The sequence below is a fragment of the Streptomyces sp. NPDC126499 genome (assembly GCF_040302485.1).
GTDB lineage: Bacteria > Actinomycetota > Actinomycetes > Streptomycetales > Streptomycetaceae > Streptomyces.
On sequence record NZ_JBEOUO010000026.1, the window covers coordinates 40,811 to 55,366 of the forward strand.

At 71.8% G+C, this 14,556-nt stretch carries 14 protein-coding genes and 1 other RNA gene; 11 read left to right on the forward strand and 4 right to left on the reverse strand.

What is annotated here, in order from left to right:
* Positions 1–11 precede the first annotated feature (11 nt).
* Positions 12–1,124 carry a peptide chain release factor 2 gene (prfB, locus tag ABTZ91_RS28995; protein WP_352080173.1) on the forward strand — a complete coding sequence of 371 codons (1,113 nt, stop codon included), beginning with the start codon at positions 12–14 and terminating at the stop codon, positions 1,122–1,124.
* 79 nt (positions 1,125–1,203) lie between these two features.
* On the opposite strand, the gene ABTZ91_RS29000 is transcribed toward prfB, so the two are convergent.
* Together ABTZ91_RS29000 and ABTZ91_RS29005 are read right to left on the reverse strand one after the other, a co-directional pair.
* Positions 1,204–1,647 carry a PIN domain-containing protein gene (locus ABTZ91_RS29000; protein WP_352080174.1) on the reverse strand — a complete coding sequence of 148 codons (444 nt, stop codon included), beginning with the start codon at positions 1,645–1,647 and terminating at the stop codon, positions 1,204–1,206.
* Positions 1,644–1,898, reverse strand: a complete 255-nt coding sequence (locus tag ABTZ91_RS29005; protein ID WP_352080175.1) for a CopG family transcriptional regulator — start codon at positions 1,896–1,898, stop codon at positions 1,644–1,646. The genes ABTZ91_RS29000 and ABTZ91_RS29005 overlap by 4 nt, the downstream gene beginning before the upstream one ends.
* Positions 1,899–2,636: 738 nt before the next feature.
* Here ABTZ91_RS29005 and ABTZ91_RS29015 point away from each other — a divergent pair.
* Positions 2,637–3,668: a hypothetical protein gene (locus ABTZ91_RS29015; RefSeq protein WP_352080176.1), complete on the forward strand. Its 1,032-nt coding sequence runs from the start codon at positions 2,637–2,639 to the stop codon at positions 3,666–3,668.
* 114 nt (positions 3,669–3,782) lie between these two features.
* Here the strand turns inward: ABTZ91_RS29015 and ABTZ91_RS29020 are convergent, their stop codons facing one another.
* Positions 3,783–3,968 carry a hypothetical protein gene (locus tag ABTZ91_RS29020; RefSeq protein WP_352080177.1) on the reverse strand — a complete coding sequence of 62 codons (186 nt, stop codon included), beginning with the start codon at positions 3,966–3,968 and terminating at the stop codon, positions 3,783–3,785.
* 225 nt (positions 3,969–4,193) lie between these two features.
* Here ABTZ91_RS29020 and ftsE point away from each other — a divergent pair, with 225 nt between their 5' ends.
* The 5 genes from ftsE to ssrA all read left to right on the forward strand — a co-directional run bounded on the left by ftsE (position 4,194) and on the right by ssrA (position 8,205).
* Positions 4,194–4,883 carry a cell division ATP-binding protein FtsE gene (ftsE, locus tag ABTZ91_RS29025; RefSeq protein ID WP_345487862.1) on the forward strand — a complete coding sequence of 230 codons (690 nt, stop codon included), beginning with the start codon at positions 4,194–4,196 and terminating at the stop codon, positions 4,881–4,883.
* A 17-nt stretch (positions 4,884–4,900) separates the two neighbouring features.
* Positions 4,901–5,818 (forward strand): permease-like cell division protein FtsX, encoded by a 918-nt coding sequence (ftsX, locus tag ABTZ91_RS29030; protein ID WP_352080178.1) that lies wholly within the window; start codon positions 4,901–4,903, stop codon positions 5,816–5,818.
* Between the two features lie 79 nt (positions 5,819–5,897).
* The gene (locus ABTZ91_RS29035) at positions 5,898–7,112 is read left to right on the forward strand and encodes a S41 family peptidase (protein ID WP_352080179.1); all 1,215 of its coding nucleotides are present in this window, start codon (positions 5,898–5,900) and stop codon (positions 7,110–7,112) included.
* A gap of 18 nt (positions 7,113–7,130) precedes the next feature.
* Complete coding sequence (smpB, locus tag ABTZ91_RS29040) at positions 7,131–7,679, forward strand: SsrA-binding protein SmpB (protein ID WP_352080180.1); 549 nt, start codon at positions 7,131–7,133, stop codon at positions 7,677–7,679.
* A 157-nt stretch (positions 7,680–7,836) separates the two neighbouring features.
* Positions 7,837–8,205, forward strand: a transfer-messenger RNA (tmRNA) gene (ssrA, locus tag ABTZ91_RS29045).
* Between the two features lie 195 nt (positions 8,206–8,400).
* On the opposite strand, the gene ABTZ91_RS29050 is transcribed toward ssrA, so the two are convergent.
* Positions 8,401–9,648, reverse strand: coding sequence for an MFS transporter (locus tag ABTZ91_RS29050; RefSeq protein WP_352080181.1), 1,248 nt, complete (start codon positions 9,646–9,648; stop codon positions 8,401–8,403).
* Positions 9,649–9,845: 197 nt separating this feature from the next.
* On the opposite strand from ABTZ91_RS29050, the gene ABTZ91_RS29055 reads away from it, so the two are divergent.
* The 4 genes from ABTZ91_RS29055 (at position 9,846) to ABTZ91_RS29070 (ending at position 14,546) form a co-directional block, all read left to right on the forward strand.
* Positions 9,846–10,784, forward strand: a complete 939-nt coding sequence (locus ABTZ91_RS29055) for a LysR family transcriptional regulator (protein WP_352080220.1) — start codon at positions 9,846–9,848, stop codon at positions 10,782–10,784.
* Positions 10,785–11,010: 226 nt separating this feature from the next.
* Positions 11,011–12,366, forward strand: a complete 1,356-nt coding sequence (locus ABTZ91_RS29060; RefSeq protein ID WP_352080182.1) for a nitrate/nitrite transporter — start codon at positions 11,011–11,013, stop codon at positions 12,364–12,366.
* 114 nt (positions 12,367–12,480) lie between these two features.
* Positions 12,481–13,809: a uroporphyrinogen-III synthase gene (locus tag ABTZ91_RS29065; protein ID WP_352080183.1), complete on the forward strand. Its 1,329-nt coding sequence runs from the start codon at positions 12,481–12,483 to the stop codon at positions 13,807–13,809.
* A gap of 44 nt (positions 13,810–13,853) precedes the next feature.
* Complete coding sequence (locus tag ABTZ91_RS29070) at positions 13,854–14,546, forward strand: GNAT family protein (protein WP_352080184.1); 693 nt, start codon at positions 13,854–13,856, stop codon at positions 14,544–14,546.
* Positions 14,547–14,556 lie beyond the last annotated feature (10 nt).

Sequence of the window (14,556 nt, forward strand, 5' to 3'; positions counted from 1 at the left end):
ACGCTGGACGCGTGGCAGTCGTCGATGTATCCGAAGAGCTGAAGTCCCTCTCCTCGACCATGGGGTCGATCGAGGCCGTCCTGGACCTCGACAAGATGAGGGCAGACATCGCCGTGCTCGAAGAGCAGGCCGCGGCCCCGTCCCTGTGGGACGACCCGGAGGCGGCGCAGAAGATCACGAGCAAGCTTTCGCACCTCCAGGCCGAGGTGCGCAAGGCCGAGGCCCTGCGGAGCCGGATCGACGACCTCGCGGTCCTCTTCGAGCTGGCCGAGGAGATGGACGACCCGGACACCCGGGCCGAGGCCGAGACCGAGCTCACGGCCGTCCGCAAGGCCCTCGACGAGATGGAGGTCCGCACCCTCCTGTCCGGCGAGTACGACGAGCGCGAGGCGCTGGTCAACATCCGCGCCGAGGCCGGCGGCGTCGACGCCTCCGACTTCGCCGAGCGCCTCCAGCGCATGTACCTGCGCTGGGCCGAGCGCCACGGCTACTCGACCGAGGTCTACGAGACCTCGTACGCGGAGGAGGCCGGCATCAAGTCGACCACCTTCGTGGTCAAGGCCCCCTACGCCTACGGCACCCTCTCCGTCGAGCAGGGCACCCACCGCCTGGTCCGCATCTCGCCCTTCGACAACCAGGGCCGCCGCCAGACCTCCTTCGCCGGCGTCGAGATCCTCCCGGTCGTCGAGCAGTCCGACCACGTCGACATCGACGAGTCGGAGCTCCGCATCGACGTCTACCGCGCGTCCGGCCCCGGCGGCCAGGGCGTCAACACCACCGACTCGGCCGTGCGCATCACGCACCTCCCGACCGGCATCGTCGTCTCCTGCCAGAACGAGCGCTCCCAGATCCAGAACAAGGCGAGCGCCATGAACGTCCTGCAGGCCAAGCTCCTGGAGCGCCAGCGCCAGGAGGAGCGCGCCAAGATGGACGCGCTCAAGGGCGACGGCGGCAGCTCCTGGGGCAACCAGATGCGCTCGTACGTCCTCCACCCGTACCAGATGGTCAAGGACCTCCGTACGGAGTTCGAGGTCGGCAACCCGCAGGCCGTCCTGGACGGCGAGATCGACGGCTTCCTCGAGGCGGGCATCCGCTGGCGCAAGCAGCAGGAGCAGGCGCAGTAACGGCCGCCCCTTCCGTACGCGTAACCAGGCCCCGCTCACCGCACGAGGTGAGCGGGGCCCGGTGTACAGGAAGCCGGCCTCAGAGCGGAAGATCGTCAGGCAGCACCCGGAACGCCTTGTGGCGGCCCAGTGGGCGTACGGCGCGGAAGTCGCGACGGTCGAGGGTGAGGATCGCGTCGGTGTCGTAGTCGGCGGCGAGCGCCACATTCACGGCATCGGCGAGATCCAGATCCAGCCCTGCGTACCGCGCCCGCAGCGACTGCGCGGCCCCCAGATGGTTGTCCGTGACCTCGGGGACACTGACGCGTCCGCGCCTCAACCAGTGCCGGATGTCGTCGACCGCGCTGATCGCCGCCGTCCGGCCGAGCTCCCGAGTCGCCACGTGGTCGAGTTCTGCGAGCAGCAGGGGGGAGATGACCAGCAGCCCGGCGGCCATGATCGCCTCACCGGCCGCCTGGTGCTCGGGATGCGTCGAGTCGAGCGCGGCGAGCAGCCCCGACGTATCGGCGACGACGATGATCACGCGGTGGTCCCCGCCTCGCCCGTGACGCCGTCCGCGACCGCGTCCCGCACCTCGTCCCGCGAGAGCGTCCGCCCCGCCCCCTCGAAGGTACGCGAGAAGAGCGGCTCGTCCCACACCCGATTGGCCATGGCCGCGAGGTGGATACCCTGCCGGATTATCTCCGCCTCGCTGATACCGCGCCGCTTGGCAGCTTCCTTGATGAGCGCGAGGTCCGCGGGGTCGGCGTAGACGTTGGTTCGCTTCATCGACATGTACCAACAGTAGTCCATGTGGTGGGCGGATCGCCCGGTCAGGAGGGGCAGGCCGAGCTAGGCGCCCTGAAGGGCGATGGTGGCAGCTGCTGGGGAAAGCAGATGTGCTCGTGCGCCCTCCACTCGTACCGGATGGTCAAGGACCTCTGCACGGCCCCCGATCCATTTGCGGCGTTCTGCGGCCTGCTGGCGAGGGTGATGTGCGGCCGCCTCTGCGCGGTCCGGGATGCAGTCCCGACAGTCGTGCCAGGTGAAGTTCCCGGTGTGAGCGGCCTGAGCAACGTGACGGTTGAGGTTCACTCTGTCAGTGACCTGTTGGCCTTGGTTCGCGCTGTCTTGTGTGCGCGGGTGGGGGAGGGACCAGGGTGGTTGAGGCCGGGTTCGCTCGAGTCCGACTTGGTGCGGCTGATGGGGACGCGACGTTGGATTCGCGGGCGCAAGCGACGGACGGACGATTCTGACGCTTTGTCGACATGGGAACTGGTGCGGTGAGTGCGGGAGTTCCGGGTTTACGTCACAGTTGCATCCCCGCATGGCGGGCAGACGGTGATCTTTCGGGCATCGCACGCGCAACGACCTTGACGCACCCTCGGAAACTCGAAAGGGTGGCCCGCGGCATGCGTATTTCTGGGGCGCGTGTGAACGGGGGCAGGTCCAGCGCGTGTGTGACGGCCCCCGGTGTCCGTAGCCCCGAGCGCGGCTCTACAGACGATTTCAGCTACTGGGGGTAGCAGCCAGATGACCAAGAAGACGCGGGTCCGCGTCGCGCGGATAGCTGCCGGTGCCGTGATCGCGGCCGGCGCGTCGCTCACCGTTGCCGGTGCCGCCCAGGCCGTGAACGGCATCGAGGCCGAGGTCACGGTGACCAACGAGGGCCTGGACGCCGGCCTCGGCATCGGGGACTCGGAGGGCAACACGTCCGTCGGAACCACCGAGGGCACCTCGACCGGCACGTCCACGGGCACGTCCACCGGTACCTCGACGGGTACGTCCACCGGTACCTCGACGGGTACGTCGACCGGTACGTCCACGGGCACCTCGACCGGTACCTCGACGGGTACGTCCACCGGCACGTCCGACGGCGGTACCTCGACGGGTACGTCCACGGGCACGTCGACCGGTACCTCGACGGGTACGTCGACCGGCACGTCCACGGGCACCTCGACCGGTACCTCGACGGGCACGTCCACCGGTACCTCGGCGGGCACCTCGACCGGTACTTCCACCGGTACCTCGACGGGTACGTCCACGGGCACCTCGACCGGTACGTCCACCGGTACCTCGGCGGGCACCTCGACCGGTACGTCCACCGGCACCTCGGCCGGTACCTCGACCGGTACGTCCACCGGCACCTCGACCGGTACGTCGACGGGCACCTCCGCCGGCACGTCCACCGGTACCTCGGCCGGCACCTCCGCCGGTAACGGCAACAACGGTGGCAACGGCAACAACGGCGGGTCCGGCGACAACGGCGGGTCCGGTGACAACGGCGGCCAGGGCGGCAACGGCGGCAACGGTGGGTCCTCCACCGACGGCGGCGCCGGCACCTGCACCGTCGACCTCGACGGCGCCGAGTGCGTCGACAACAACCCCGGCACCAACAACGCCGGCTCGCAGCCCGTCGAGCAGGGCAAGGCCAAGGAGGAGCTGGCCGAGACCGGCGCCGCCGAGACCTCGTTCCTGATCATCGGTGCCGCCACCATGATCGCCGGTGGCATCGGCTTCCGCTTCCTGCCGCGCCTCGTGGGCGGTGGCCGCGCCGCCGTCTGAGCCCTGAGCCCCGGCCGTCAGGCCATAAGGGTCACGGACGGCCGGTGACGGCACACAGAAGGGCCGGAGGTGCTTCCCAGCACCTCCGGCCCTTCCACGTACTCCCAGGGGCCCCTATGCGCCCCGCACCGCCGCCAGCAGGGCCATCGCCGCCACGAGGGCGATCACCAGGGCCAGCAGCATCGCCGGGGTCAGGCCCGACGGCTGGGGCAGTCGCTCGCGGTTCGCGCGGCAGACGGGACAACGGCCCTCCGCGACGGGGGCCGCGCAGTTGGCGCACACCAATCGGTCATAGGTCATGCGCTCTCCTCCTCCCGCACAGGGGTCTGACAAGAAGAACGCTCCGGGTGACCCGCGCGTTCCCCCTACCACTGTGCCAGCTCCGGAGCTTTTCGGCGCGCCCCGAGCGACCACGAGCGCAAGGACGAAAAGGATAAAGCACACAAGCCCGGACCGCGACTGCGCGGGCCATCCCCGTTCGCGTATGGTCACGCACACCTACTCCCGGCCGACCGTGGTGCATCCGTGATCCGATTCGACAACGTCTCCAAGTCCTATCCGAAGCAGAACCGCCCCGCGCTCCGGGACGTCTCCCTGGAGATCGAGAAGGGGGAGTTCGTCTTCCTCGTCGGTTCCTCCGGCTCCGGAAAGTCGACCTTCCTGCGGCTGATCCTGCGCGAGGAGCGCGCCAGCCACGGACAGGTGCACGTCCTGGGCAAGGACCTGGCCCGGCTCTCCAACTGGAAGGTGCCGCACATGCGCCGCCAACTGGGCACCGTCTTCCAGGACTTCCGCCTCCTGCCCAACAAGACCGTCGCCGAGAACGTGGCCTTCGCCCAGGAGGTCATCGGCAAGCCGCGCGGCGAGATCCGCAAGGCCGTGCCCCAGGTGCTCGACCTGGTCGGCCTGGGCGGCAAGGAGGACCGCATGCCGGGCGAGCTGTCCGGCGGTGAGCAGCAGCGCGTCGCCATCGCCCGGGCCTTCGTCAACCGCCCGATGCTGCTGATCGCCGACGAGCCCACCGGCAACCTCGACCCGCAGACCTCCGTCGGCATCATGAAGCTGCTCGACCGCATCAACAGGACAGGGACCACCGTCGTCATGGCGACCCACGACCAGAACATCGTCGACCAGATGCGCAAGCGCGTCATTGAGCTCGAAAAGGGCCGCCTCGTCCGTGACCAGGCGCGCGGCGTCTACGGCTACCAGCACTGACGGGCGGGGGTACTCACATGCGCGCTCAGTTCGTGCTCTCGGAGATCGGGGTCGGTCTCCGGCGCAACCTCACGATGACCTTCGCCGTCATCGTGTCCGTGGCCCTCTCGCTCGCCCTCTTCGGCGGCGCGCTGCTCATGCGCGAGCAGGTCAGCACGATGAAGGACTACTGGTACGACAAGGTCAACGTCTCCATCTTCCTCTGCAACAAGAGCGACGGCGCCACCTCGGCCAAGTGCGCCAAGGGCGCGGTCACCGCGCAGCAGAAGGAGCAGATCGAGGCCGACCTGAAGAAGATGGACATCGTCGAGACGGTCCACCACGAGACCGCCGACGAGGCCTACAAGCACTACAAGGAGCAGTACGGCGACACGGCCATCGCCTCGGTGGTGACGCCGGATCAGATGCAGGAGTCGTTCCGGGTCAAGCTGAAGGACCCGGAGAAGTACAAGGTGGTCGCGACCGCCTTCGCGGGCCGTGACGGCGTGGAGTCGGTCCAGGACCAGCGCAACATCCTGCAGAACCTCTTCGACCTGATGAACGGCATGAACATCGCCGCCCTCGGCGTCATGGGCCTCATGCTGGTCATCGCGCTGATGCTGATCGTCAACACGGTGCGCGTCTCCGCCTTCAGCCGCCGCCGCGAGACCGGCATCATGCGGCTCGTCGGCGCGACCAACTTCTACATCCAGATGCCGTTCATCATGGAGGCCGCCTTCGCCGGACTCCTCGGCGGCGCCGTCGCCTGCGTGATGCTCCTCGTCGGCCGGTACTTCCTGATCGACCACGGCATCGCACTCGCCGAGAAGATGCAGCTCGTCAACTTCATCGGCTGGGACGCCGTCTTCGCCAAGCTGCCCCTCGTCCTCGCGATCGGCCTGCTGATGCCGGCCCTGGCGGCCTTCGTCGCCCTGCGCAAGTACCTGAAGGTGTGACGGTTCCCTCGCGTTGCGTGTGCGGCGTCGTCCGGCCAACGGCCGTACGGCGCCGTCCGCTTGTCCTAGAGTGGGCGACATGCGTGCCGGTGCCGGCCCCGAGTTCTGTCGACGGCCCCGCGGAGTCCTCCGTGGGGCCGCCCTGACGTTGGTCTTCGCCGGAGTGCTCGGTACGGCCGCGGCGACCGGTTCCCTGCCGCGCCGGGAGCAGGCGTACGAACCGGCGTCCGCGCCCGTGGCGGCCGAACGGGCCCGGGCGGACCGGGACACCGCCGACCGGGGCACCGTCGACCGGGCCGCGCTCGCCCGGGCCGCCGCCGAGGCCATGGCCGACGGCAAGTCGGGCACCGAGGCGGCGGAGGAGTTCGTCAGCCGCAGCGGGGACCGCTGGGGCGTGGTGTACGACAAGCGGGAGTACGCCGAGTTCGAGCAGGCCCTCGACGGCACGTACACCGGCGTGGGGCTCTCCGCCCGCAAGGCCGGGCCCGACCGGGTGGCGATCAGCCGGGTGCAGGCCGGCGGGCCCGCCGCGCGGGCCGGGCTGCGGCCGGGCGACCGGCTCACCACCGTCGACGGCCGCCCGGTCGGTGGCCTCTCCGTCTCCGAGGTCGTCGCGCGCTTGCGCGGCGGCGCCCCCGGCTCCACCGTCGTCCTGGGTCTCGAACGCGGCCGGGCCGCCTGGACCGCGACCCTGCGCAGGGCGCGGCTCGCGACCGATCCGGTCACCGTCCGCCGGCTCGACGACGGCGCCGTCCTGATCCGGGTGTCCGCCTTCACCAAGGGCACCGGGGAGCGGGTACGGGCGGCGGTGCGCGCCGCGCCCGCCGGTGCCGGGGTGCTGCTCGACCTGCGCGGCAACTCCGGCGGCCTGCTCGCGGAGGCCGCGACCGCCGCCTCCGCCTTCCTCGACGGCGGACTCGTCGCCACGTACGACGTCGACGGCGAACAGCGCGCGGTGTACGCGGAGGGCGGCGGCGACACCGGGCGGCCCCTGGTGGCGCTGGTGGACGGCGGCACGATGAGCGCGGCCGAGCTGCTGACCGGCGCGCTGAAGGACCGGGGCCGGGCGGTCACGGTCGGTTCGCGCACCTTCGGCAAGGGCGCGGTGCAGATGCCGAGCACGCTGCCGGACGGCTCCGTGGCCGAGCTGACCGTCGGGCACTACCGGACGCCCGCCGGGCACGCGGTCGACGGCCGCGGCATCGTCCCGGACCTCGTGGTCCGCGACGCGGGCGGCGACCGGGCCGAGCAGCGGGCCCGTACGGTATTGAGTGGCCTCGGAGGGGGCTCGTAGTGCGAAAATGACCGCACTATGGCAAAGGGACTCGTCAACGTGCAGGGCAAGCCTGCGAAGAAGAAGAGCCAGGACAAGGGGCCGGAGCGCAAGCTCATCGCGCAGAACAAGAAGGCGCGGCACGACTACCACATCCTCGACACCTACGAGTGCGGCCTGGTGCTCATGGGCACCGAGGTGAAGTCGCTGCGGATGGGCCGGGCGTCGCTCGTCGACGGCTTCGTCCAGATCGACGGCGGAGAGGCCTGGCTGCACAACATCCACGTCCCGGAGTACTCCCAGGGCAGCTGGACCAACCACTCGGCGAAGCGGAAGCGCAAGCTGCTGCTGCACCGGGCGGAGATCGACAAGCTGGCGCAGAAGTCCTCCGAGACGGGTCACACGATCGTGCCCCTCGCGCTGTACTTCCTGGGCGGCCGGGTCAAGTGCGAGATCGCGCTCGCCAAGGGCAAGAAGGAGTACGACAAGCGGCAGACGCTGCGGGAGAAGCAGGACACGCGCGAGGCGAGCCGCGCCATCGCGGCGGCGCGCCGCCGTGAGCGGGCGGCGAAGCTCGCCGCTGGCTGACCGCCGGGGCCGACCGCCGGGCCGGCCACTGGGCCCGGGCCGACCGCTGGACCGACCGCTGGACCGACCGCCGGGAATACGCTGGCACGCGTGGCCGTTGGTCACGTACGATGGGCCACGCACCTCACCGAGGGTGCGCGGATTGAAAAATCAACATGGGGATGATCGGTTTCGACAGCGGATGTCGAAGCAGGGGAAGCGTGTCGAGGAAGCGGCAATGATCTCGTTAACCACGCGCCGAAACCAATAATCGCCAACACCAAGCGCGATTCCTTCGCCCTCGCTGCCTAAGTAGCGACTCGCGAAGTGTCAGCCCGGGGCTGTTCCCGACCCGGATCCTGGCATCATGCAGGGAACTAAACCTTGATCCCGGTCACGGGGTGAAGAGGGAAATCAAACAGTGACTGAGCCCGTTCCGGACTTGTCTGGGTGATCCGGAGGGCCGAGAAACTCGTACCAGACTGCACACGGAGAAGCCCTGGTTCCGCACCGTTGGACGCGGGTTCGATTCCCGCCATCTCCACTTCATCCCATGTGGGCACAGGCCCGGTGGTCGTACGCGACCGCCGGGCCTTTGTCATGCCGGGTGGAGTTCAGTGCGGTAGCGGGCCTTGATGATCACGACTTCCTTGTCGTCGGCCCGGTACACGAGCCCTTCAAGGGGGAGCTGTCCGGCTACTGGTCCCGCCGCGTGGACGACGAACACCGCCTCGCTGTCTCGTCACTCGACTCGCCCCCTGCCCACCCGGGCCGCCAGGCACAGGGTCAGGGCCAGGGCTGCCGCCGTCGGGGGGATCAGGTAGCCGTAGGTGGTCGAGGGGGCGTGGTCCGCGAGCCAGCCGCCGGTGGCCGAGCCGGTGGCGATGCCGCCGAGCAGGGCGGTGACGGCGAGGGTCATGCCCTCGTTGAGCTGGGCCGCCGGGGTCAGGCGCTGGACGAGGGACATGCCCGTGACCATCGTCGGGGCGATCGCCATGCCCGCCGCCAGCAGGGCGCCCGCGAGGACGAACAGGGAGCCCGTGAGGGCGGCGAGCAGCGGCAGGGCCATCAGGACGGTCATCGCGGCGAGGCAGCTCGCGAGCCGGGCCGAGCGGCGGGCGCGGCCGTAGACCAGGCCGGCCGCGCAGGAGCCGGCGGCCTGGAGGGCGAGCACGGGGCCGGCGACGGGCCCGTCCACGTACGCGAGGGTGACCACCTCCATCGCGCCGAAGATCGCGCCGGTGGCGAGGAAGACCGCGAGCAGCGCCGGCATGCCCGGGGCGCGCAGCGGGGAGCCGGCGCTGGTGCGCGGGGCGACCGGCGGCTCGGTGGCGCGCTGCGCGGCGAACAGCAGCACTCCGGTGAGGAAGAGGACGGCGGCGACCAGGGTGCCCGCCTCCGGGAACAGCGCCGAGCAGAGGAACGCGGCGAGCACCGGGCCGAGCATGAAGCACAGCTCGTCGGCGGCCTGTTCGAAGGCGTTGGCGGTGTGCAGGGCGTTCGGGTCGTCCTTCAGGAGGTGGGCCCAGCGGGCCCGGGACATGCCGCCGGTGTTGGGCGCGGTGGCGCTCAGCACGGCCGTGGCGGCCAGCACCCAGGCCGGGGCGTGGCTGTACGCGCCCAGCAGCAGGAGCAGCTGACCGAGGACGGCCCAGACGGTGGCGGGCACGGCGATGCGGGCCTGGCCGTGGCGGTCGACGAGCCGGGCGATCCAGGGCGCGGTGAGCGCCCCGGCGACCAGGCCGGCCGCGCTGACGGCCCCGGCGAGGGCGTAGGAGCCGTACCCCTCCGCGATCATGACGACCGTGCTGACGCCGAACATGCCCATGGGCAGCCGGGCGATGAGGTTGCCGGCGGTGAAGGCGCGGGCCCCGGGGACGGTGAAGAGGCGGAGGTAGGGGTTGGCGGGCGGTCGGGGCGCGGTCTCGCGGTAGCGGGGGGCGAGGGCGGGGCCGGTGGGGGTCAGCGTCAGATGGTCGGAGGGCGGCATGGATCAAGGCTCATTTGGCATGGCCCTGTCGGTCCAACACCTATTCGGTGGCGATTCACGCGTTCGGGTTGTTAACTGCGGCGGTGAGCACCCCGAGCACCCCGAGCCCTCCAAGCACCCCGAGCCCTCCAAGCACGTCCCGCGCCACGTCCCGCGCCGCCTCCTCCGTCGGACAGCGCACCGACGTCGACCCCCGGCTGCTGCGCGCCTTCGTCGCCGTCGCCGAGGAGCTCCACTTCACCCGTGCCGCCGGCCGGCTCTTCGTCGCCCAGCAGGCCCTCAGCCGGGACGTGCGGCGGCTCGAACGGGAGCTGGGCGCCGAACTGTTCGTACGGACCACCCGCCAGGTCACCCTCACCCCCGACGGCGAACGGCTCCTCCCGTACGCCCGCGCGGTCCTCGCCGCGCACGACGAGCTCGCCGACGCCTTCCGCGGCGTTCCCCGCCCCCTCCTCGTCGACCTCAACAGCCCCGGCCTCGGCCACGAGTCCGTGCTCCACCGCGCCCGCGAACTCGCCCCCGAGCTGGAGCTCATGGCCCGCTACGAGAGCGGACTGACCGGCGCCGTCCGCGAGATCCTGGCCGGCCGGCTCGACGCCTCCTTCGGACGGTACGGGGGGCTCGCGCCCGAGCTGCGGGCCGGCCTGGACACGCAGTTCGTGCGGTACGAGCCGATGGCCGTGCTGCTGCCCGAGGACGACCCGCTTGCCGAGCTGCCCGCCGTCCCGCTCGCCGCCCTCGCCGGCCGGGACGTCTACGCGGGCGCCGGCAACGACCGCACGCCCGAGTGGACCGACCTCGCCGCCCGGCTGTTCGCCGGCCGGGGCATCCGGGTCGCGCCGCCCGCGCCGCTGGCCGTCGGCAAGGAGGAGTTTCGCCGGATCATGGAGAAGGCCCGCGTCTCGGTGCTCGCCGTCGTCGACTTCCCGCCCATGCCGGGCAGCGTCCTGCGGCCCCTGGCCGACCCCGTACCGCTGTCGCCCGTGAGCCTGGTGTGGCGCCGGGGGCTGCGGCATCCCGGCCTCGACGCCCTGCGCCGCGCCGCCGCCGAGCTCGCCGCCCGCGAGGGCTGGCACGTCCGGCCGCCCGGCTCCTGGCTGCCGGAGGGCGAGCCGGGCCTCCCGGACGCGGCGTAGCCGCCGTACGGGCTGGGCGCCGTACGGGGACCAGGGCGGTCGGCGGGGACGAGGGCGGGGGCAGTCGGCGGGGGCGGGGGCGCTCACAGCAGTCCCGTGCTCCGGGTGAGAGCAAGGTTCCGTACCCGTCACCTCACGGCACCGCCCTGAAACGCGGCCTTTCTAGCGTCGGCCCCACAGGGACCCGAGCACTGGGGCAAGGGGACCGACAGCGTGGAGGTGCGAGATGGGCGGCCGGTGGATCGAACGCTGGGAGCCGGAGGACGAGACCTTCTGGCGTGAACAGGGGGAGCGGATCGCGCGCCGGAACCTGTGGTTCTCGGTGCTGGCGGAGCACATCGGCTTCTCGATCTGGAGCCTGTGGTCCGTCATGGTCCTCTTCATGGGGCCCCAGTACGGCGTCGACCCGGCGGGCAAGTTCTTCCTCATCGCCACGGCCACCGTCGTCGGCGCCTTCATCCGCATCCCGTACACCTTCGCCGTCGCCCGCTTCGGCGGCCGCAACTGGACGATCTTCAGCGCCCTGCTGCTCCTGCTGCCGACGGGCCTCGCCTACGCGGTGATGGAGCCGGGCACCTCGTACGGCACCTTCGTGCTCGTCGCCGCCCTCACCGGCGTCGGCGGCGGCAACTTCGCCTCGTCCATGACCAACATCAACGCCTTCTTTCCGCTGCGGAAGAAAGGCTGGGCGCTCGGCCTGAACGCGGGCGGCGGCAACATCGGCGTCCCCGTCGTCCAGCTCGTCGGCCTTCTCGTCATCGGCACCGCCGGAGCGATGCACCCGAGGATCGTCCTCGGCGTCTACCTTCCGCTGATCGTCGTCGCCGCCGTGTGCGCCGCGCTGTTCATGGACAACCTGGCGCCCGTCAGGAACGACACCGGCGCCGTCAAGGAGGCCGTGAAGGCCCGCCACACCTGGATCATGGCCTTCCTCTACATCGGCACCTTCGGCTCCTTCATCGGCTACAGCTTCGCCTTCGGCCTGGTGCTCCAGACCCAGTTCGGGCGCACCCCGCTCCAGGCCGCCTCGCTCACCTTCATCGGCCCGCTGCTCGGCTCGCTCGTCCGTCCGGTCGGCGGCGCGCTCGCCGACCGGCACGGCGGCGCCCGCATCACCCTGGCCACCTTCGCCGCCATGGCCCTCGCCGCCGGGGTCGTCCTCTACGCCTCGGTCGTGGAGTCCCTCGCCCTCTTCCTGGTCGGCTTCATCGGCCTCTTCGTCCTCAGCGGCCTCGGCAACGGCTCCACGTACAAGATGATCCCGGCGATCTTCCTCACCCAGGGGCACCGCAAGGGCCTCGCGGGCGAGGAGGCCGAGGCGTACGGCCGGCGCCTGTCCGGTGCCTCGATGGGGCTCATCGGCGCGGTCGGCGCGCTCGGCGGCCTCGGCATCAACCTCGCCTTCCGCCAGTCCTTCCTCACCGTCGGCTCCGGCACCGCCGCCTTCGTCGCCTTCCTCGCCTTCTACGCGGCGTGCATGCTGGTCACCTGGGCGGTATACCTTCGCCGGCCCTCCGCCGTGGCCCCCGTCCCGGACACCGCCGCCGGAGCGGAACAGCGGCGCGCACCCGCCGAGGTATGAGTCACAGTGGGCCCGTACGGCCGTAACGACCAGGAAATACGCGCGAACCGAGACCGACACGCGGCCCCGGCAGTCTCGGCCGACAGGGACGAGCACGACAGGGGCGAGCACGACATGGGCGAACAGCACGACATGGACGAGCGCCACACGGGCGAGAACGAGACGCGCGAGAACGGGACGGGGGAGAACGGGACGCGCGAGAACGGGACGGGCGAGAACGAGACGCGCGAGAACGGGACGGGCCGGCCGGGTGGGTCCGGTGGGCGCGCGGCGGGCGGCGGCGGGCGCGGGGCCGGCGGGCCGGGCGAGCAGGGGCCCCTGGCCGGCTTCACCGTCGGGGTCACGGCGGCCCGGCGCGCGGACGAGCTGATCGCGCTGCTGCGCCGCCGCGGCGCGGGCGTCGTCCACGGCCCCGCGCTGCGGATCGTGCCCCTGGCCGACGACACCGAGCTGCTCGCCGCGACCAAGGACCTCATCGACCACGCCCCGGACGTCGTCGTCGCCACCACGGCGATCGGCTTCCGCGGCTGGGTCGAGGCCGCCGACGGCTGGGGCTTCGGCGAACAGCTCGTCGACCGGCTCCGCGGGGTCGAACTGCTCGCCCGCGGCCCCAAGGTGAAGGGCGCCGTGCGGGCGGCCGGGCTCACCGAGTCCTGGTCGCCGTCCTCGGAGTCCATGGCCGAGGTCCTCGACCGGCTCCTCGACGAGGGCGTCGCGGGGCGGCGGATCGCCCTCCAGCTGCACGGCGAGCCGCTGCCCGGCTTCGTGGAGGCGCTGTGCGCGGCCGGCGCGGAGGTCGTGCCCGTCCCCGTCTACCGCTGGATGCCGCCCGAGGACATCGCCCCGCTCGACCGGCTGCTCGACGCGACCGTGGGCCGCGCCCTGGACGCCGTGACCTTCACCAGCGCCCCGGCTGCCGCCTCCCTGCTCGACCGGGCGCGCGACCGCGGGCTCCTCGACGAGCTCCTCGCCGCCCTGCGGCACGACGTGCTTCCGGTCTGCGTCGGCCCCGTGACGGCGCTTCCGCTGCAGGCCCTCGCCGTCGACACCCACCAGCCCGAGCGCTTCCGGCTCGGCCCCCTCGTCCAGCTCCTGTGCCAGGAGCTGCCCGCCCGGGCCCGGGTGCTGCCGGTCGCCGGCCACCGCATCGAGATCCGCGGCCACGCGGTCCTCGTCGACGGCGCCCTGCGCCCGGTCCCGCCGGCCGGCATGGCCCTGCTCGGCCTGCTCGCCCGCCGCCCCGGCTGGGTCGTCGGCCGCCCCGAACTCCTCCGCGCCCTGCCGGGCGCGGGCCGCGACGAGCACGCCGTCGAGACGGCGATGGCCCGCCTCCGCACGGCCCTGGGCGCACCGAAGCTGATCCAGACGGTGGTCAAACGGGGCTACCGACTGGCCCTCGACCCGGCGGCGGACACGAAGTACGGGGCGGGCGAGGGGACGTAGGGGGTCCGCACCCACCGGTGCGCCCGCGCGATTACCGTACGCGGATGACCAAGATCCCCGACAACGTCCGCATCCGACCGGGCACCCCCGCCGACGCCGCCGCCCTCGCCGACGCACTGCTCCGCAACCGGGCGTACCTGCGGCCCTGGGAGCCGCGGTGGAGCGAGACCTACTACACGGCCGAGGGGCAGGCGGCACGGCTCGGCGACGGACGGCCGCGGTGGTTCGCCGTGGTCGACGGGCCGGGCAGGGCCGACGGACCGGGCAGCGCTGACGGGGCAGGCAGGGCCGACAGGGGCGGCGGTGCGCACGGTGTCGGCGGCGCGGATGATGCCGGCGGTGCGCACGGTGTCGGCGGTGCGGAGGGTGCCGGCGGTGGGCACGGTGTGGGCGGTGCGGGTGAGGTGATCGTCGGGTCGGTCACGCTGTCCGGGATCGCGCTCGGCCCCTTCCGCAGCGCCTCGCTCGGCTACTGGGTCGCCGAGGACCACGCGGGACGCGGCCTGGCCACCGCCCTGGTCGAGGAGGCGTGCCGGGCCGCCCGCGAGGAGCTCGGCCTGCACCGGATCGAGGCCTGCACCCTGCTCCACAACCACGCCTCCCAGCGGGTCCTCGACAAGTGCGGCTTCGAGCGGATCGGCACCGCGCCCCGCTATCTCCACATCGACGGCGACTGGCGCGACCACCACCTCTTCCAGCGCGTCCTGCACGACGACCCGCCGCCGGCCCTCTCGTAGGAGCCCAGCC